This window comes from Chitinophagales bacterium (genome assembly GCA_017303415.1).
Classification (GTDB): Bacteria; Bacteroidota; Bacteroidia; order Chitinophagales; family Chitinophagaceae; genus SpSt-398.
Window position 1 is genome coordinate 2,182,937 of sequence record JAFLBJ010000001.1, and the last position, 20,911, is coordinate 2,203,847.

Sequence of the window (20,911 nt, forward strand, 5' to 3'; positions counted from 1 at the left end):
TTTAGGCAGGTGTCGGGATGACTGGATTCCGTGCCTGCCGTCAGGCAGGGAACCATTGAGATTTAATAGTTCAGTAAAGTTTTCAAATTACGAGGTCGGGATGACTGGATTCGAACCAGCGACCCCCACGTCCCGAACGTGGTGCGCTACCGGGCTGCGCTACATCCCGTAAAACGGGGCAAAATTACTTGAAATCCCCCTAAAAAGCGAAAAGCTAATAGCTTTAGGCTATTAGCTTTTATTTGTCGGGACGACTAGATTCGAACTAGCGACCCCTTGCACCCCATGCAAGTGCGCTACCGGGCTGCGCTACGTCCCGAACAAACCGGGGTGCAAATTTAAGGGATATTTTTGGATGAATCCCTCATTTTGGGTTTTTTATGAGGGTATTTCAAGGGTGTTTGACCCAAATCCTTTGACCAAAAGTCAATTTTGAGTTTCTTTATGCCACCTAAGCGGAATACATGATCAAGAACCGGAATTTTGTTTGCTTATCCACCTCGGAATGGGGCGGAAATTATGCAAAGACGATCGTTGAACTAATGTCTGTACTGGCCAGGGAAAACAAGGTCCTGTATGTAGACTATCAATTTACCCTCAAGGATATGGCCATGGCCCTGATCGGTAAAAGTCAGGCGCCTGTATCCCGGATGTTAGGCTGGAAGAGAAGATTGCAAGAGGTTCAAACATCTGATCATCACACCGTTTTTTTGCTCACCCCTCCACCCATCATTCCTGTCGCTTTTCTTCCCGACGGGGGATTATACCGGTTATTGCTTCGTATCAATGGAAGGATCATTGCGCATTCAGTTAAAAAGGCGATCCGTCGGACAAATATGCAGGATAACCTTATTCATATCAATGCCTTTAACCCGGCAATGGGGGAGGTAACCGCTTTTCGTTTTGGTGAAAAACAACTGATCTACCATTGCTATGATGAGATCGAAGCAGCCGCCTGGTTGAAAAAGCATGGAGGAAAACATGAGCGGGTATTCATGAAGCAGGCCCATGCCGTGATCACGACCTCAGAAGGATTATACAGAAAAAAATCGCCATTGACCAACCGGTGTTTCCTGGTTAAAAATGCCGTGAATTTTGATCTGTTCAATACGGGTTTTGTCGATCGTACACCAGCCAGGGAAAAACGAATCGGATACATTGGAAGCATTGATGACCGTCTGGATTATACACTGCTGGAACATCTGTTTACTTCCCTTCCCGATTACCAATTTGATTTTGTCGGACGACACGACTATGAAAAAGGCAGGAGGCTGCTCCAACAATTTCCCAATGTGAAATTGCATGGGCCGCATCCCGTAACTGCATTACCGGGTTTCCTGCGTGCCTTTACAGCCGGAATCATTCCATTTGCCATCAATGATTTCAATAAAGGTATCTACCCGTTAAAGATCAATGAATACCTCGCAGCCGGATTGCCTGTGGTGATGACCCATTTTGCCATCGTGGAGGAGTTTCGTCCCGTTGCCTCTATTGCAGAAAACAAAGAAGATTTTCGCACCTTACTGATAAAAGAAATTACTGAGAATACTTCCGAAAAACAGGAAGCAAGGATCAAATTTGCGGCCGAGAATTCCTGGGAAGCGAGAGTAGAGCAGATCTCCGGAATCGTTCTTCAGTTGGATCAGGAGCTCCGTTGAACCGGATCCTTTACATCCTCTATATACATCACCTGCTCCTGTTGTGTTTTAAGAAAAGACTTGCGCGCCTGTTTGATCTTTAACAGGGCAGCAAATTGTCTGGCAGCAAAGGCCGGAAGCAATAAAAAGGTTCCCATGATTTCTTTGTTCCACCGGCTACGAATTCCAACAATCAGGTAAAAACTCACCGCATATAAGATAAGTACACCAGTGGCGATACCGGCTAACGCAAATTGCCCAACAACCAGATTTAATAGGATCACCAATAAGAATACACCAAACTGTATCACCAATGGGGGACGAAGGGCATTGAGGGCAAAAAAGAAATGATCCGGGTTGAACCGGAGCATTGACCGCCCAAGCAAGCCAAGCGCCACTTTAAAATATTTGAATTGCGAACTCATCCATCGGGTGCGCTGTCTTTCCAGGGCTACGCCACTGCTTATCTTTTCATCATAGAGAAATCCCCTGGTGGTAAATCCTATCGCACCGGCTTTTTGAATGATGTGTAATTGCAATTTCTTGTCAAACCCACCAAGATCGTCGGAGTAAGTGACAGATTCATAAATATCCAGGTCAACAGCGATCCCTGATCCCCAAATAGCCGCTGATAGTCCGATCGAAGCCCTCGCTTCGCGGTCTACAAAGAAGTTGTACAAATCACCAATGGCATCCATACGGGCAAAAGGGGTATTGAGGTTCTTTGCCCGAAAATCAGCTTGCACCGCTTTGTATCCTTGCTGAAACAGATGGTTTACTTCCTTAAGAAAATCCGGGTGGACAAGATTGTCCACATCAAAGATCACCAGGGCCTGATGACGCCGAACAAAATGGCTGATCGCGTAACGGATGGATTTAACCTTTGAATTAATAGCCTGGTCGGGCCTGAGTAAACTCACGGGCAATCCGGGGTATATCGGTAACCGGGCAGGATCACATTGGTCGGCTACTACATAGATATGAAAAGTGGGATAATGCTGTTGAAGGAGAGAGCGAACGATCGGATCGATGAAACGGATGTCTTCATGTGCCGTTACAATGATTCCAAAATCGGTGATTGCTGCAGAGGTATTCACCTTCTCTTTCTTACGCCCAACAATCAGGTATAAGAGCAGGAGTATCGGTGGGATGAGTAAAAAAATTCCGATACCTACAAAGGAGATATAGGTAAATAATCGAATGATCCATTGTATGGTTTCGAGATAGGTCATGCCACCGAAAGATCACCGGCTTTCTTTTTCCATACCGTTACAAAGCCACCATTCCACGAAAGGGGGAGTACTTCCGCTACCTGGCAATCCCATTTTTGCAGGAACTTAAGTCGTTTTGTCACCAATGAAAAGGGAAATACATCTTCGATGAAATTTGTTTTGCCAAAGCGGATGATCTGAAACCGGGTTTTTCCAGCCAGGTCTTCAAGTGTTTTTTTGGTAAAAAACTGGATATGCGAGAGGTCGTCGGCGGCGGATTGTACCGTGGTGCCTTTATATCCGAGTCCGGATTTGATCTTGCTTGTCATCCGCCATATCCAATTGTTCTTTTTCTGCATCCGTTGAACCGGTTTGGTCACAAATACTTCACGGGGGCCTTTGCCATTGGGGACGGTAACGATCACTACACCGGTATCATGCAGGGAGGCATGAATAACTTTAAGCAGTTGGTCAGGTTGGTTGAGGTGTTCGAGTACTTCACTACAAACCACCGCATGGTATTTTGTTTCGCTTACTGAAAGTTGTTCAGCGCTCATTACTTCAAAACGCACGTTGGGCAGATCATTGAGCGAACGGGCATTGGCAATTGTTTTTTCACTGATATCTATACCGAGAACATTGAAACCGTGTCGGCCAAGTCCACGGGAGATCACCCCATTTCCACAACCGACATCCAATACGACGGCGTTTTCGGGTAGGTGCTCTCTGAGGGACTTTACAATAAAATCCAATCGTTTGATATCGGCGATACGTTCAAATTCCTGTTTCATGCCTTTACTTTATTTCCAAGATTTCTGTATATACTTTTTCTACTTGCCGGGTCATTTTTCCGGCATCGAATTTTTCGGTGATCGTTGCCCTTGCTCCCGTCCCGATCTTTTTTCTAAGCTCAGGATCTAACGCTACCTTATCCAGCGAGGTGGCCAGGTTCTCCTCAAGTCCTTCAATCGGGATCAGGTAACCGTTTTCCTCATGTATCATAATCTCCCGGGTACCATCCGCCGCTGTGGCAATGATCGCTTTCCCCATAGCCATAGCTTCCAAAAGCGCGATGGGTAAACCCTCCCAAAGGGAAGGAAGAACAAAAATATCCGTAGCGGCCAACAAGGCTGGAATATCCGAGCGGGGCGGAGACAGGACGATCCTGTTCCGGACCGGGGATTGGGCAATTGCCTTTTCCATTTCCTCTTTTAACTCTCCGTCACCTACCAATAAAAGGTAGAGAGCGGGGTGGGAGCTGGCCACTTTTTCAAAAGCCCGGATCATCACTAGCGGTTGCTTTTGATGGGTGAAACGGGCAATAAAACTACAGAGTACCGCCTGGGAAGGAATTCCCAACGAGTCTCTGATATCCGGATAACCGGCATCCGGATTGAATTTCTTTGGATCGATGCCGTTATTGATCACCGTTGACTTAAAACCGCGAAAATGCTGGTACCCCGTTTCCTGATTGGATCGGGAAACCGAAATATTCAATGTGGAACGACGGGTGAGATATTTCTCGCCCCAGGCCCTCAGGTTTCTTACCCATATGGGTTGATCATTGTGAAATGACCAGCCATGAATGGTATAGATGACCGGCAGCTTCAGCTTCCGGGCTGGGCCTAAAACATTTGAATTAGCCCTTGTGCCATGTGCATGAACCAGGTCAACCTGTTCCTGCTCCAATAATTTTCTCACCTTTTTCCAAACCGAAAAATCAAAGGGCTTTTCCGAATGTATAATATGGGTTCGGACGCCTAATTCCTGTAACCGGTCCACCATAGGGCCCGGGGTAAAGGAAAGCACCACCGGTTCAAACCGATCCCGGTCCATATTCTCCACCAGGCTGAGCAGATGGGATTCACCCCCACCGATCTTACCCTGGCGGATACATTCAAGCACTTTTATTTTTTTTGCCGATTTCATGGGGTAGGTACCTGTGTGATCAGGCCGGTGTTTTGGATTTGGTCAGAACCTGCCAGCCATCGGGCAGTTTCTCCGTGATCTCAATGTTTCCAAATTCCTGGCTCTGACGAGCACCTACTCTTCTTGCCCAGGCAGCCATACGTGCAATACCTTCTTTCAGGTCAATACCGGTAGGATCACCAAATACATGATGAGCCTTGGTATGATCGGAATAGGCATGCAGAACCTCATTACGGGCAGTGAGATAGTTGATATCGGGTGCTACACCAAATTCTGCACATACTACCTCGGCCAGTTCGTTAACCGTATATGGTTTATCAGCGCCAATATTGAATACCTGATTATACGCTTCGGGAATATTCACACATTTGGTGATCGGAATGGCCACATCATCAATATAACTAAAGGCACGTGTTTGTGTGCCATCTCCAAAAATGGTAAGTTTTTTACCCTGCATGATCTGGTTCATGAAAATACCGATCACATTCCTGTACTTGTCGCCAATATTCTGGTTTTCTCCATACACATTATGCGGGCGGAAGACCACATAATTCAACCCAAACATTTCATGCGCGGCTTTGAGGTCGAGTTCCACGGCATATTTGGAAACGCCATAGGGATCTTCCGGCACAGGGGTCATTTCTTCGGTCATAGGCAACTGACCTTTTCCGTACACCGCGATCGAAGAAGTGAAAACAAAACACTTCACCTTGTGGATGATTGACTGATTGATCAGGTTTATACTACCGATCAGGTTATTGTTATAATTAAAATTGCGGATAAAATGAGAAAGCCCTTCTGCCGCATAGGCGGCAAGGTGATATACGTAGGTAAAGGAATACTCATTGAAAAGTTTTTCTACCAGCGCAGCATCCGTGATACTGCCTTTCACAAAATGGGCGCCTTCAGGAATATGGTCCTCAAAACCACCACTCAGGTCGTCCAGCACCACCACTTTAAAATTCATATCCAGGCAATGCTTCACCACATGGGATCCAATGAATCCGGCACCACCTGTTACAAGTACATATTGGCTCATAAAATTGATTTTAGCGATTGTTTTTTTTAATATTATAGCGGGGCGATCCACCGGTTATACCATAATTGGAAAACCAGCAATTGCCACAGTTTTTGATAATTTACCTTTTCTCCACGCAAGTATCGGTCGCGCAATTCAACAATTGGACCGGGATTAAACAAACCGGTCTTCAATAACGCCTCTTCACTCAGATAGGTCATCAATTGTTGTTTGAGATCATCCTTGAACCAAACCATCAACGGAGCGATAAAAGGCCGCTTGGGACGGTCCATCAGTTCCTTGGGAATATACTTATGTACGATTTCCTTGAGCAACCATTTTGTCACCCCGTCACGAATCTTCATGTCAGAGGGTAACTGGGCAAGGAATTCGATGATATGATGATCGAGCATCGGTTCCCTGCCTTCCAGGCCAACGGCCATCGTGGCCCTGTCGACCTTCACCAAATTATTGTCTACCAGAAAGGTTTTATAATCTACCGCCAACAGGTTGTTTACTTGTTCCTGGTTCTTTGTCAGAAGACTTCCGGAATCAAAGAAAGTATCCAGATTGTGAAAGTCTTTTGACAAAAAACCTTCCACTTCCGATTGAGTAATGTATTGGCTGATATATTTAACTGCTTTGGAAGGATTGTGGTGCTTCCAGATCAGTTTCATCTTTTCGTAACGGGTGGTAAAATTGTATTTTTTGTTGAAATAGGGGATACGGTCAGGGGGAATGGTCTGCATGAAATTGCTCAGCACCGATTGCAGGGCCACGGGATACGAAGTGTATTTAATGGCCTGTTTGAATTTGTTGTATCCTCCAAAAATCTCGTCTCCACCATCCGCACTCAACGCTACTTTTACGGTTTCCCTGGCCAGTTTACTGACCAATACGGTTGGCACGGTGGAATTATCGGCAAATGGTTCGTCGTAGATCTCTGGCAATAGCGGGAGAACAGTTGCCGCTTCCTTATGGGTAATATAGAGTTCCGTATGATCAGTACCCAGGTACTGTGCAATTTTCTTGGCTTCCGGTGCTTCATTGAATTCTTTTTCTTCAAATCCAATGGTAAAGGTCTTTAGCTTCTCTGTGCGGTCATGCTGCAGGATGGCAGCAACGGAAGAACTGTCATACCCACCACTCAAAAACACACCAACAGGTACATCGGCTACCATACGGTAATCATACCCTTTTTTTAAAAGCCGGTCGGTTTCCTGAATGGCTTCCTGATCAGAGATCTTTAAGGTAGGTCGGTTGTAGTAGTCATACACGTCCCAATATTTTTCCAGCTGTGTTTGACGTGTTGCCAGGTTCAACCTTAGTAAATGCCCGGGAAGTAGTTTATGTGTCTTTTCAAAAATGGTATAAGGGGCAGGGATATAGCTGTATTGCAGGTATAGGGCCAGGCTTTCCCGGCTAATGTTCCGTTGAAAGGAAGGGTACTGGGAGAAACTCTTTAATTCCGAACTAAAGAGCAATACATCATTATCCAGATAATAATAAAGAGGCTTTACACCAGCGCGGTCACGGATAAAAACCACTTCATTTTTTACCTTATCATGAATGACCAGGGCGAACATTCCTGTCATTTTTTCCAAAATGCCTGTTCCCCAGCAATGGTATCCTTTCAGGATGACCTCTGTATCTGACCAGGAATTAAAGCTGTATCCTTTTTCCTCTAATTCTTTCCGGATCTCTTTGAAATTATAAACCTCCCCATTGAAATCGATGCATAAATGCTCAAAGTACATGGGTTGGTGCCCGAGTGGAGAGAGATCAAGAATTGAAAGTCTTCGTTGCCCGAGGCCTATGGTGGCATCGGGGGTGGAGATGATATCATAGCCCGCATCATCCGGTCCCCGGTGTGTGAGGGCATCGGTCATCCGGACCAGAACATCTTTTCCAGTCTCCTTTTTAAAATCGATAAATCCTGCTATTCCGCACATATATTATCAATTAAAGGAGATTGATTTATTAAAATGCCAACCAATGCCTTTCCAGAAGGAACGCAGGTGATGCCATTGCTTTTTAAGAATGAATTGCGCTGTGTTCTTTGGTACAGTCAGGAAAGTGAAATAGGCACAAAACACCAGGAATTGCAGGAAGGAAACATTTCTCTTCATAAAAAGGATCCTGTTCCGGGTATGGTAAAATGTTTTAAACGGGCTTGATTTACCTGTTGTCATTGACTCCTTGTGATAGAAGAGGGATTTGGGCTGATAATAGATCTTGTATCCTTTTCTTCTGATATGCGAACACCAATCGAGTTCTTCGTAGTAAATAAAGAACTGTTCGGGCAGGGGGCCAACTTCATCGATCACTTTTCGGGGGACCATCATACCGGCGCCATGTGCATAATTGGTTTCTTTAATGGTATCGTATTGACCGTTGTCCTTTTCCTGGCAACCGATCATGCCATTTCTGCCGGTGAAGATATTTACAGCTTCATAGCCGGCATATTCAATGGTTCCTTTATGAAAGAAGTAATGAAATTTTGGACTGGCCATGCCGGCATCGGGGAATTGATCAAATATTTCCAGCAGCCCTTCAATCAGTCCGGGGGTAAATTCTGTATCATTATTGACAATAAAGAGAAATTCGCCTTTTGCAGCCCGGATACCCACATTATTGCCTCCGGTAAAGCCAAGGTTCTTCCCATTTAAAATGACTTTTACATCGGGGTAAATTTCTTTGAATGTGGCTGTAGGATCCTCTTTGGAGCCATTGTCCACCACGATCACCTCAACGTTTTTGTAGGTATTTTCCCTGTTCAGGGAGTGAAGGAATTCGCAGGTTACGGGTGTTGTGTTCCACGTAAGTGTAACTATTGACACTAAGGGATTAGTGTTTGTCATGCTTCAGGTTTATAGGGACGAAAAATAATAAAAAAGAAACGATTTACACATTCGTTTTCTGAAATAATGCCTTGGGAGTCACTGCCATGATCTTCAGGTCGGAGATCAGGTTGTTCTTCCGGGCATAGTCGATATCCAGGGATATCCGGTCTTCTGCAGACATATCTTCCTGGCCTCTCTTTTTCACCTGCCACAATCCGGTGATACCAGCAGGGGCCATAAACCTTTCCGACCATTCATTGGTAGTAAGTGTTGAGGCTTCGTAGAGGGGAAGGGGGCGGTTACCCACGATGGACATATCGCCTTTCAGTACATTGAAAAATTGTGGAAGTTCATCAAGGCTTGTGTTTCGCAGAAAACACCCAACCTTGGTGATGCGGGGGTCATTTTTGATCTTGAAGAAACTTGCACCGGCACCATTGTTCAGGTACTGGTTCATTTGCTTCATTTCTGCCAATTTTTTGTCGGCATCCATAATCATGGTGCGGAACTTGTAAAAATTGAAAACCTTGAATCCTTTTCCAGCCCGCTGTGCGGTATAGAAAACGGGACCACGGCTTTCCACCCGGATAGCGATCGCGATCAGGATGAATACCGGCAGGAGGAAGAGGATGAGCAGGGAGGCGATCAATATATCCACAGCCCTTTTCACCAGGTAGTTAAAGCCATTTCCTACTTTTGTTATCAGGACCTGGTTATCGATGGTAATATTCGAAGCGGCTTTTTCCATCCGATATTTACCCACCTTGCTGAGAAATTTCACCTTATCCAGAAAAGCCTGGGTTTCGGATACCTCGGTGATATCGTCCACCAGTTTCATGCGTTGAAGCATATCGAACTGGACGGCATTCAGAAATTCTTTATTGTAAACAACAGGAATAAACGACAGCTTATAATGGCTCTTTAGCCAGGTGCAAAAACTGCTGAATTCATTCTCCCGAAAGGGGAAATTGATAATGATGGCCTCAGGAAGTTGGCTATCGTTCTCCATCAACCGAAGTAAGCGGGTCCTGGCGGAAATGTAGCTGTCAGCCATATAGCCGTTGTGTTTGGCGTTGGCCGATTTATGGAAATGGATGTGGAATAATCGCATTTCACTTCCGCTATCCATTTCGGGATGGCCATGCTTGCTGACGGGGTCAGGCAATATGGTAGTCAATGATTTCATGTTCAGTTGTCAATTTTCAAAGGGTTATAGAAAAAAGGGACGAGATCAGATACTTACTTTAAGGGACCCCATTTCAACATTGCTGAAATTGAGGGAAACATTACTGAAGGCGAATTCGGATTCCTGGATCGCTTCCTGAACACGCTTCTGTAAATAAAGCGGATCAAAGGGTTTCAGTAATACTTCGGTGACCCCCAGGTTTTTCAGGTGAGCCCGAAATTCGGGCGAATGATTGTTGGTAACTACGAAAACCGGAATGGAAAGAAACAAATAACTGCTTCTTACATGACGGAGAAAATCATAGTTAATGTCTTGAATATCATCTACGGATAGAATGATGGCGTCAGTTGCGCCCATTTGAAGACTGGCCATTCCGCTGATACAATTCCGATCGGATACGATCCGGTATTGTTTTTGCAGTACAGTTCTTAGCAAGAATGAAATTGCCTCACTCTTCTCAATTATCAATACTTTTCGTTTCATAGCGTAATTCCTTTGAACCAATAATTAATTTAATTATGGTATCGCATAGGTGGAGGCATTCAGAGGAATTCCGGATAGAGGTTTACGATAAGATGATATTGGAGGACAACATTTCAATTATTGAAATGCCAGGGTGGGTATTCAAAGGAAGGGATGGGTTGGCAGCAATAGTAGAATTGGCCATAAAAGTAGTGCCCAGTTCCCGAATTTCAAAATTCCCAAGCACGTATTTTAGTAAATACCCTTAAAGTGGTATGTTAAACCCCTCTTTTGGCCTTTTCCCACAAAACAGACTGATTTCCACGTAAATACCTTAAAAATCCCTGGTATAAGGAGAGGTTCATGAAGACAAAGTAGTAAGGAATCAACAATAACTTAATAATCGGGATACGTACTTTTACGATACTTACCAGCACAGCCAGTCCATAAAAAAGGACCTGGGCTATCAAAAGAACATCAAAAAGGGGAGAGGTGGTTTTTAGTGCCAGAATAATGTTCAATACGAGTATAACCGGAAGCAGAAACGGGCATACCACCCAGCGCAATACCCTGTGCGAAATGTACTGAAAGGAAGCTTTACCATACTTAAATATATTCAACAGGCCGGACAACATCACAACCGACTGAAAACCTCCGGCACTGATCCGGATCTTTCGTTTTCGCTCGTCTGCCAATGAAAAAGACGGTGCTTCGGAGGCAATGGCGGCAGGCTCGTAGACCACCCGATAACCCTTCATGCATACACGTAAGGAAAGAATAAAATCATCCAGGATGGTGCCTTCGTCCGGTCTTTCATACAATTCCTTTCGAAAAGAGAACAATTCACCGGCTGCGCCAACTACCGTATAAAAAGCTGAATCGAGTTTTTTAAGAAATGATTCATACTTCCAGTAAAATCCTTCTCCCGATCCTGCTTTATTGGTACCGTCCCGGGAAATAACCTGTTTCTCCCCAGCCACTCCACCTACCTTAGGATCTGAATAATGTCGGATGATGTTTCGGATGGCCTCGGGGTTCAGGCTTGTATTTGCATCACAAAATATGACAAGGTCATGCTTTACTTCCCCAACAGCCCGGTGCATGGCCGCGATCTTACCCCTTCTTTCGGGAGAATGCATGTGCCTGATACGGGGATGGTTCTTTAAGATATCGCCGGAATGGTCGGTTGAGCCATCCGTTATGAACAATATCTCCAGCCTGTCGGCCGGGTAATCCAGCGCATAGCAATTCCTGATCTTTTCTTCCAGAAAATCTGCCTCATTAAAACAGGGAACCACGAGGGAGGCACCGGGTGCAGGCTCAGGTAATTCCGCGATCTGCGTATTACCTCCACCAAACAGCTTCCTCAACTTTATCAGGAACCAGAGCAATATCCCGTATCCGACATAGGCATAAAAGACAATGAACAGACAGAAATAAAAAAGAATAATTAATAGCATCATACGGGTGATATTACTATTTTGGCAATAAAATTACTCTTATTTTGCTTTTTTCAACTTTGAAAAAGCAAGATTATCAAGATATTACCGATGAAAACAAATGTCTCGATATTTTTAACCCTCGTTTTTGCCACAATGCTTCGCTGGTGGTTGGGGTTGACCAACCCCTTGACCGGAATCGATGATGCCAATATCTATTTTGTATATGTGCGCAACCTGGTCGAAGGACATGGATTTGTGTACATTCCCGGAGGAGAAAGGGTAGAGGGCTTTACATCGATACTTTGGGTTCTTATTCTTTCTGTTTTGTACCTGATAAAATTCATACCATTTGAATGGTCGGTATTTGTGCTTTGTTTTTTTATCACCTGCCGAACCCTGACCGTTCTTCATAAATATATAAAGGATGAAACTGGCGAATCCTATCTGGCCTGGGGTGCTGTGTTATTCTTATTGCTAACTCCCGGTTTTTTGGATTGGAATGTTTTCGCCCTCATGGATACCTGTTTATGGATCTATGCCGTTGTACATGGTACCATATTATTGATCAAAGAAAAAAGATCCACCCGGGAACTTCGGTACCTTACTCTTATCTGTTTACTCTTACCCTTTATACGCCCGGAAGGTTTGCTATTCACCTTTGCACTTGGCGGTTTATTGATACTGTCATTCTGGTGGAAAGGTAAAGGCGCAACCAACGCAGGAAAAATCCCCCCGGTTCATTTTTTCATGCCACTCATTTTTGGCCTGATCGGTTTTTTGACGATCACAATTTTCCGAATTGTTTATTTTGGTTATCCCGTTCCCAATACCTTTTATGCCAAGGTTAGCATGTCGCTCATGGGAAATATCCGGCAGGCTTTCTTTTATTTTTACGATTCCCTGCGCCATACTACGTTTATCCCGTATTTATTATTCCCACTTTCGTTGATTTATTTCTTTATTAAAAAGGGATTTTGGGGTGCTTTGCGGGATTTTAAAGGTATTACGCTGATCCTCTTTATTTTTTTCTTTACGGTTTATCCTTTTCTTTCAGGAGGCGATCATTTCAAATATTCCCGATTTTTTCAAACAGCCTATCCGTTGATCCTATTATTTTTTGTACATACCACCGGAATGGCCTGGGTTCGTCTTCCAAAAATTACAAGCGCAGTGTTGGCCGTCTTATTATTAATGTTGTTAAATGGGAATTCAACTGATGAAGCCAGCTTTCAATCCGATGGATTAAAAAATACACTGACCGGGTATATTAAAAAATGGAAACCAGATATCTTCAATCGTTCCCAATTACAAGGCGAGTTTGATATAGCGATGAATGGACGGAATATTGGAAATACCCTCAACGATGTATTCTCGCCAGCCGATAGTTTCCCATCCCTGGGTGTAACTGCTGCCGGTGGGGTTGCTTATACCTACAAGGGAACGATCATTGATGTACTCGGATTGAATAATCTGGAAATGGCCCACGCTGAAAAGATCAAAACCGGTGTAAAGAACCATGGCTCTTTTAGCCCGCGTATATTCTATAAGCAGAAACCTGCCCTGTTTCTCACTTGGCCCGACCCTCTGACCAGGGAAATGAATCAAAACGAGGCATCCGCCAGGGCTTTTGATGGACTGATGCGTGATTCAACCGGATTTATCAACCGTATTTGCCGGAATATTTTCGCTGACAGCCTTTTCAACCAGAAATATTCTTTTGGTATGATCAAATCCACTAAGGGTCATATATATAGTTACATGGATAACAACCTTCCTGCTTATTTGGAGCAGCATGGTCTTTTAGTGGTATTTATTAAATAATCTTATCCACAATCGAATCTTAATACTTTCTTAATCAATTATTTACAATTTCAAAAAGTACTTAATTCTTTCTCCACTGATCTGGGTGTTTGTTAATTCCTATTTAAAGTGATAATTTCGATTCCGCGAAAACCATTCTGTCCACCTTCCTACCGAATTGCCTGATCCCCCCTCTAAGTAGTTTCACCTATAGGATCCAATCCTTTTCAAGAACGCAAGATTGTAAATTCTACTTATCCCTCGCTAAGCCACCTTTCTTTTATTGTTAAATCTTGCAAAATGAAAAAATTCTTACTCTGTGTCTTCCTTGGCATGTTCCTATTCATGACCGGGGGAGTGAAAGCTCAGACAGGGGTGTTCAATCCGGCCGACCCAGATGTAGTATTCACTACAACTAATCAGCCTGCGCAACCTGCCTGGAATTCCATTGCAAAATGGGGGCACACCAACCGTTTAAACTGGAACCCGTATTCGTATGGGTATCGCTGTTATTGGTTCAATGGTGTTCCGTTTCGGGTGAAATTCCCTAAATCCTACGCACACAATGTGGCGGATGGTAAAAAGTATCCGATGCTTATCTTCCTTCACGGTTTAGGTGAAAGAGGAACAGTATATGATAACGAATACCAGTTACGTCATGGTGGTCAGCAACACGCACAACGCGTGGATGATGGCACCTTTGACGGCTTTTTGCTATATCCGCAAAACACCGATGGATTCTTTAGTAATGGTGCCTTTGACATCATTGCACGGTTTGCGGATTCCATGGCAAAACATATCAAATTAGACATTAACCGGGTCGTTGTTTCCGGTCTTTCTTCAGGTGGTCAGGGTTCCTGGGGTTTTCTGGCGTATAACCCCCGGTTATTCGCGGCAGCTATGCCTATTTCTGCAGCTTCATTGGGTTATATAGCTCCAATGAATTCGCATATTACAGTTCCCATCTGGATCGCCAATGGAGGTCTGGACCCTGCACCTGCACCTTATACTGTTAATGAAGTGATCACCGCGTATAAGAATCTGGGGGGAAATATCCGCCAGTTCTTCTATCCAAATGGTGGACACGGTATTTGGGGAAATTTCTGGAATGATCCGGATTACTTCCCAGGGTTGAGTTCTTTTCATAAGGCTAACCCGCATGTTTTCTTTGGTCGAACCGAATTCTGTCCGGGTGACCCTGTAAGTGTCCGAATGGGCCTGCAGGCTGGATTCAATGCCTACCAGTGGAGAAAGGATGGGGTAGTGATCCCGGGCGCAACAGGTAATGAATATACTACCACAACTTTTGGTACATATGATGCCCGGTTCAGGCGAACCGCTACGGGTGAATGGAGTGATTGGTCACCCACCCCAGTGGTTGTCCAAATGAAAGCACCTACTATTACACCGCCCATTACGATCAGCGGACTTCGGAGTAATGTACTTCCTGCACCGGATGGAAGCACCACCGTGCCGCTTTCCGTACCGGATGATTATGTTTCCTATGAGTGGCGTCGTGTAAGTGACAATGCTCTTGTGGGTTCTACGGCTGTGGTCAATGTAGGCCCTGGAGCGTACCGTGTAAAAGTCAATGAAGAGTTTGGATGTACGAGCAGTTTCAGCCCGGATTTCACGGTGATCAGTGCCACCGGTTCCAATTTGCCTGATGGAGCATCCAGTGCGAGTGCACTTTCAACGTCTAATACATCTCTCCAACTGAACTGGAGTGAGAACCCGAATCCGGTCAACAATGAAACCGGATTCGAGATATACAGGTCTACCACCTCAGGCGGGCCCTATACGCTCATCGCCATCACAGCAGCAGATGTGTTGACCTATGCTGATAACAATCTGTTACCAGCTACCAAATACTATTATCTCATTCGTTCGATCAATAATAACGGTGCAGGCCCCAATACCCCTGAATTCAGTGGAACGACCTTATCGGATAGCCAGCTTCCGAGCGCTCCATCTAATTTGTATGTGGGCAATACATCACGCAGCTCAGTAACCCTTCGCTGGGGCGCTTCTACCGATGATGTGGGTATTGCACGTTATGATATTTATATCAACGGAAGTAAGGCCTACAGTACCTCCAATTTGGAATTCACCGTGAATGGTCTGGTGACCGGAAATACCTATGCTTTCACTGTGAGAGCAAGAGATATTGCCGGTAACCTTTCTCCGGCAAGTAACCAGGTAAGTGCGGTAGTTCGTTTGAATGGTCTTTACTACCGGTATGTGGAAGGAAACTGGAGTGTATTACCTGACTTCAACACCCTGACTCCGCTGGAGACAGGAATTACAGCAACGCCGGATATAAGCGTCGCCAATAGGGCGGATAATTTCGGTATCGTTTGGGAAGGATCTATACGGATCACCCAGGCCGGTAACTACTTCTTCCGTACCAACTCTGACGATGGAAGCAAACTCTATCTCGGTACCTTGAACGGAACAGTAAGCCCGTATAGCCACGCCGGAACAGCGCTTGTCAGCAATGATGGTTTACACGGAGCGCAAAATGCGACCTCCGCGAGTGTTAACCTGCAGGTAGGTACTTATCCGATCGCTATTGCTTATTTCGAAGCCACTGGCGGTAATAGCATCACGGTTAGCTGGCGGACGCCATCAACCGGAACCTCCTACGTGACCATACCAAGTTCTCAATTCACGGATGGTGGTAGTGCAGGTACCTCTCCAAATGATCCCAGCAATTTCACCGCAACATCCGGTGGGTTTGACCGCATCAACCTGAACTGGACGGATAACAGCAATAATGAGAATGGATTTGAGGTTTGGAGAAGTACAAATGCGGAAACGGGCTTTGTGATTGTTGGTCTTGCCTCTGCAAACAGCACTTCTTTTGTGGATAGCCTTGACCTGGATCCTTCCACCCGCTATTACTATCAGTTACGTGCGGTTAGCATTGGTGGACAGTCCAACTTTGCACCGGTTAACTCCGCTCAGGCCAACTGGAAATTCAACAATAACTATACCGATGCTTCTCCAAATGGCCGGACGCTGACGGCGAATAGCTCGCCAACCTTTGATGCAAATGATAAGCAGGAAGGCTCGCATGCCGTAAACCTGAATGGTTCATCACAGGATCTGACCATTAATACCGCTGCGGGTGATTATATCCGTGGAGGATACAATGCCAAAACAATCGCGCTGTGGATGCGTTCAGATGTATCAAACAGCAACCGCGGTATTTTTGATATTGGTGGAAGTGACGATGGTCTGGCCCTTCGCCTGAATGCCAACCAGATCGTTGCAGGCGTAGCCAGTAATAATAGCCGGGCAAGTATTAGCGCTCCTTATAACAGCACCGGATGGAACCATGTGGCACTTGTATATAGTGGCAACACCTTACGCCTCTATGTAAATGGCACAGAGGTGGCCTCCAATACGTCGCTTGTGTTTAGCTCCATTGGTACAACCAATGATGCTTCCATGATTGGGGATGATAATGGAACCACCGCGCTGAATACAACCTTTGGTAATTTTGACGGCCGGATCGATAATTTCAGCATCTATGGTTCAGCCCTGAATGCGACACAGATCCAGGCACTGATGAATGGAGAATTCGATCTCGTTACAGCGGTTACCGATCCTCTGCCGCCAGCACCTGGTGCGCCAACTTCGTTGGTTGCGGCAGGCGTAAGTGCACAGAGCATTGAGCTGAGCTGGAATGATAATAGCAACAATGAAACAGAGTTTGAAATATTCCGTAGTGTAGGCGACAACACCAACTACCGCTTATTGGCCACAAGGAGTTCAAATGCGGGAGCCACAGCCTCCTATGTAGATGAAGGATTGTTTAGCAATGTGCTTTATTACTATCAGGTGCGTGCGAAAGGCGCCGGCGGATTGAGCAGCTTCAGCAATGAATCCAGCAGCCGGACCCTGAACACCATTCCAGTAATAAACCAGGTAGCTGACTTCACGATACGGTATGATGTTCCGTATGTGCTGAACCTGACGGCTACCGATGGGGATGGTGAAAGTATGACCCTGGATCCAGGTACTTTGCCTTCTTTTGCGGTATTTAACCCCACAGGAAACGGAACAGGAACAATCACCTTTAGTGCAGCGTTGAGCCATCTGGGCAGCTATCCTGTACGTGTCATCGTAACCGATGTACAAGGCGGTAAGGATACAGCTGATTTTGTGGTCACCGTAAATAGCAACTATGTACCGGTGGTGAATGCGGTAACCAATGTTACCCTGGATGAAGGAGCGGTACAGGTGCGTAATCTGACCGCCACCGATCAGGATGGCAATGGCAGCTTGGTGTGGGATGGTACTGGGTTACCTTCATTTGTTCAATTGAACGATCTGGGCAATGGTCAGGCGACCTTGACAGTAAGCCCTGGATTTGCATCTGCAGGTGTTTATAATGTTGTATTAAAAGTAAATGATGGCAGTGGTGGATCAGGCACACGTGCGCTGGTGATCACAGTCAATGATAAAGATCCGGGTGGTGGTGTGTATTATGTCAATATGCTCAACCCCGGATATCAGGCCGCTCCAAGCCCATGGAATAATATCAGCAGTACGGCTACAGCAACCTTAACGAGTGAAGCAGGTCAAAGCGGTCCAGTAACCTTCTCGATCCTGAGCGCCCCCTGGAACAGCTGGTATGAAGGTGCAACAACCGGTAACAATAGTGGTATTGTACCTGATGCCGTAATTCGCGATTACTACTATTTTGGCATCTTCGGTGCACCTGAGACGGTTCAATTCCGCCTGGCAGGTCTGCCCCTTGGATACAAATACAATCTGCGAATCATGGGTAGTAGCCGTTGGACAGGTACCGCTAACAATGGTAGTACAGTTTATACCATCGGAGCACAATCACAAACCCTGAACGTTCAGAACAACAGCCAGAATATGGCCGTGTTCACAGGTCTTACCGCTGATGCAAACGGCTTTATCACCGTTACCATGAGCAAGGCCCCAGGCACACCAGTAGGTTACCTGAATGGTCTGATCCTTGAACAAGTGTTTGATGATGGTACAACACCTGTACTTCCCACTGGCCTTACAGCCCAGAACCAACCTGACGGATCTGTCAGATTGCAATGGAATGATGTGGCCTATAACGAACTCCGTTATAATGTTTATCGTTCGACAACAGAAAACGGTGTTTATACACTCCTGAACCCTGGAGCGGACAATGCAAATACGACCTCCTATATTGACGCCAGTGTGTTGAGTAGTACGACTTATTACTATAAGATCGAAGCTGTGAATGGTTATGGACCATCGGGTCAAACCGCCGCGGTGAATGTAACTACGGTAAACAAAGCACCGGTTCTTCCGGCCATAGGTGGTGTATTTGTGAAAACAGGAAATGTGGTGAATGTAAATGTCAATGGTTCTGATGATATAGGAGACGTGCTTACTGTTTCTGTCACTAATCTGCCTGCCTTCGCCAGCTTTACCCCAAGTGGTAATGGAACAGGCACCATCAGTGTGAGCCCGGGTAGCGATGACCTTGGCATCTTCAAAGATGTGAAGGTTACAGTAACGGATAACGCCGGATTGTCAGTAGAAAGATTGTTTGATATCACGGTAACAGATAATGCCACCCGCTCCTGGTATGTGAACTTTGTGGGTACCAAAGGAAGCGCTGAAGGGGTACAACCCTGGAATGATGTGAGTGGATTCCCCTTCAATAATCTGGTGGTAAACAACCTGCGCGATGACAACAATGCCAATACCCCAACCGGACTTCGTCTGGTACAAGGTTGGAGCGAAGGTTGGAATGGTGGTATGGTGACAGGTAACAACACAGGTGTGTTCAGTGATAATGTGTTGAAATCATCCATCTACGATGGCAACACTACCGCGAAGAACTTTGAATTGACCGGATTAAATCCCGCCAAGCGTTACAACGTAGCGATCCTGAGCTCGAATAACTCCGGGTTTAGCACACAGGCTACCTGGACCTCCGGCGCGCAGAGCAAGGTCTTCAATGCGGCGCATAATAGCACCAAGTTGATCCAGTTGAATGGACTTACCCCCAATGCAAGTGGTGTGATCTCGGTTTCTGGAACAAAAGCCGCAGCAGCCACTTATATTTTCATGAATGCATTGGTACTTGAAGAATATGATGCGTCCACAACGCCAATCCGTCCGCTGCGCCTATTTGCTCAGGCAGAAGGATTGAGAGTGAAACTGGAATGGTCTGACCGCAGTTATAACGAAACTGGTTTTGAGGTTTGGCGTAGTGAGTCGGGTGGAAGCTATAGCTTGTTGACAACCTTAGCCTCCAATGTGGAAGCCTATACCGATAACAGTGTACTGGCCAACCGTCGCTACCACTACCGTATACGTGCCATTAACGGCGCTATCCAGAGTGGATACAGCAACAGTGCAAGTGCTTATGTAGCGGAGAAGACTACGTATATCAACCTGAACCTGACCAATCCGGCAACAGCACCATGGAATAACACCAATAAAACACCGCTTTCCGGTGAACAGGTGAGCAATTTCAACGACAATGGTGGTATCAATACCGGTGTAGGGTTGATCATTACACAGGACTTTGGCGGTGCCTTTGACCAGGGTCTGACCGGAGGTACTACTTATCCCGATGCAGTTATGCTCACCAGCTGGTGGGTTGAAGGCCGCGGTGATGAAACAGGTATCCTGAAACTGGTGAACCTGAACCAGGCCAAACATTACCGGATCGGTATAACAGGTAGTTCTAACTGGTCGGGCGACTTCAGTGGTATTTACACCATCAATGGAGCCCATCGTTACCTGAATACACATAAGAACCAGAATAAGACGGTCTATTTCGAGAATGTAGTGCCAAATGAGAATGGAGAGATTTCCATCAGCATGACCGGTGAATCCTTTGCCAACTGGGCCTTCTGGGGTGCGATCATCCTCGAATCGTATGACGATGATGGAGGAAGCGGTGAACCCGTGATCAGCAACCGGAATGGTAACCTGAATGGTAATGTGACCGCTGAACCAGCCGATATGAACAGGAGAGGGGCAGGACAGGACGATCTGGCAGCAGAGAACCTGAATGGTCTGAAAGCCTACCCGAATCCGTTTGTAAATGAACTCCGTGTTCAGTTCAAACTTGAAACCAATGTCGAAAGAATGTCTGTCCATCTGATGGATATCAGCGGCAAAGTGGTGTACAAGAAAGAACTGGGATCCCTTACAGCCGGAACACAGACTCTGCAAATTGGCAGTGGTGGTGAACTCACTACGCTGAAGAGCGGTGTCTACCTCCTCCGGATCACTGGATCCAATGGTGCGACCTGGTTCTTCAAGTTGATGAGGAAGTAATTGATAATCAGGTAATCCTGACAAAACTTAAAAACCAAGCCGGGTTTCCGGCTTGGTTTTTTTATTAAG

At 45.6% G+C, this 20,911-nt stretch carries 12 protein-coding genes and 2 tRNA genes; 3 read left to right on the plus strand and 11 right to left on the minus strand.

Annotated features, from left to right (window positions below; all coding sequences use genetic code 11):
- Positions 1 to 95: 95 nt before the first annotated feature.
- Positions 96 to 169, minus strand: a tRNA-Pro gene (locus J0M30_09505).
- A gap of 76 nt (positions 170 to 245) precedes the next feature.
- Positions 246 to 319, minus strand: a tRNA-Pro gene (locus J0M30_09510).
- Between the two features lie 145 nt (positions 320 to 464).
- Between J0M30_09510 and J0M30_09515 the strand changes: the two genes are divergently transcribed.
- The gene (locus J0M30_09515) at positions 465 to 1,658 is read left to right on the plus strand and encodes a glycosyltransferase (GenBank protein ID MBN8667726.1); all 1,194 of its coding nucleotides are present in this window, start codon (positions 465 to 467) and stop codon (positions 1,656 to 1,658) included.
- On the opposite strand, the gene J0M30_09520 is transcribed toward J0M30_09515, so the two are convergent.
- The 9 genes from J0M30_09520 to J0M30_09560 all read right to left on the minus strand — a co-directional run bounded on the left by J0M30_09520 (position 1,643) and on the right by J0M30_09560 (position 11,749).
- Positions 1,643 to 2,869: a glycosyltransferase gene (locus J0M30_09520; protein MBN8667727.1), complete on the minus strand. Its 1,227-nt coding sequence runs from the start codon at positions 2,867 to 2,869 to the stop codon at positions 1,643 to 1,645. The two genes, J0M30_09515 and J0M30_09520, sit on opposite strands and share 16 nt — an antisense overlap.
- Positions 2,866 to 3,639, minus strand: a complete 774-nt coding sequence (locus tag J0M30_09525; GenBank protein ID MBN8667728.1) for a methyltransferase domain-containing protein — start codon at positions 3,637 to 3,639, stop codon at positions 2,866 to 2,868. The genes J0M30_09520 and J0M30_09525 overlap by 4 nt, the downstream gene beginning before the upstream one ends.
- A 4-nt stretch (positions 3,640 to 3,643) precedes the next feature.
- Complete coding sequence (locus tag J0M30_09530; protein ID MBN8667729.1) at positions 3,644 to 4,777, minus strand: glycosyltransferase family 4 protein; 1,134 nt, start codon at positions 4,775 to 4,777, stop codon at positions 3,644 to 3,646.
- 19 nt (positions 4,778 to 4,796) lie between these two features.
- Positions 4,797 to 5,816, minus strand: coding sequence for an NAD-dependent epimerase/dehydratase family protein (locus J0M30_09535; GenBank protein ID MBN8667730.1), 1,020 nt, complete (start codon positions 5,814 to 5,816; stop codon positions 4,797 to 4,799).
- A 32-nt stretch (positions 5,817 to 5,848) separates the two neighbouring features.
- Entirely contained in the window at positions 5,849 to 7,747 is a 1,899-nt protein-coding gene (gene asnB, locus J0M30_09540; protein ID MBN8667731.1) for an asparagine synthase (glutamine-hydrolyzing), read from the minus strand.
- Positions 7,748 to 7,753: 6 nt separating this feature from the next.
- Positions 7,754 to 8,656, minus strand: a complete 903-nt coding sequence (locus J0M30_09545) for a glycosyltransferase family 2 protein (GenBank protein MBN8667732.1) — start codon at positions 8,654 to 8,656, stop codon at positions 7,754 to 7,756.
- A 43-nt stretch (positions 8,657 to 8,699) separates the two neighbouring features.
- Positions 8,700 to 9,824 (minus strand): sugar transferase, encoded by a 1,125-nt coding sequence (locus tag J0M30_09550; GenBank protein MBN8667733.1) that lies wholly within the window; start codon positions 9,822 to 9,824, stop codon positions 8,700 to 8,702.
- 45 nt (positions 9,825 to 9,869) lie between these two features.
- Complete coding sequence (locus J0M30_09555; protein ID MBN8667734.1) at positions 9,870 to 10,307, minus strand: response regulator; 438 nt, start codon at positions 10,305 to 10,307, stop codon at positions 9,870 to 9,872.
- Positions 10,308 to 10,564: 257 nt separating this feature from the next.
- Entirely contained in the window at positions 10,565 to 11,749 is a 1,185-nt protein-coding gene (locus J0M30_09560) for a glycosyltransferase (protein MBN8667735.1), read from the minus strand.
- An 87-nt stretch (positions 11,750 to 11,836) separates the two neighbouring features.
- On the opposite strand from J0M30_09560, the gene J0M30_09565 reads away from it, so the two are divergent.
- Positions 11,837 to 13,549, plus strand: coding sequence for a hypothetical protein (locus J0M30_09565; protein MBN8667736.1), 1,713 nt, complete (start codon positions 11,837 to 11,839; stop codon positions 13,547 to 13,549).
- A gap of 279 nt (positions 13,550 to 13,828) precedes the next feature.
- The gene (locus tag J0M30_09570) at positions 13,829 to 20,842 is read left to right on the plus strand and encodes a T9SS type A sorting domain-containing protein (protein MBN8667737.1); all 7,014 of its coding nucleotides are present in this window, start codon (positions 13,829 to 13,831) and stop codon (positions 20,840 to 20,842) included.
- Positions 20,843 to 20,911: the final 69 nt, after the last annotated feature.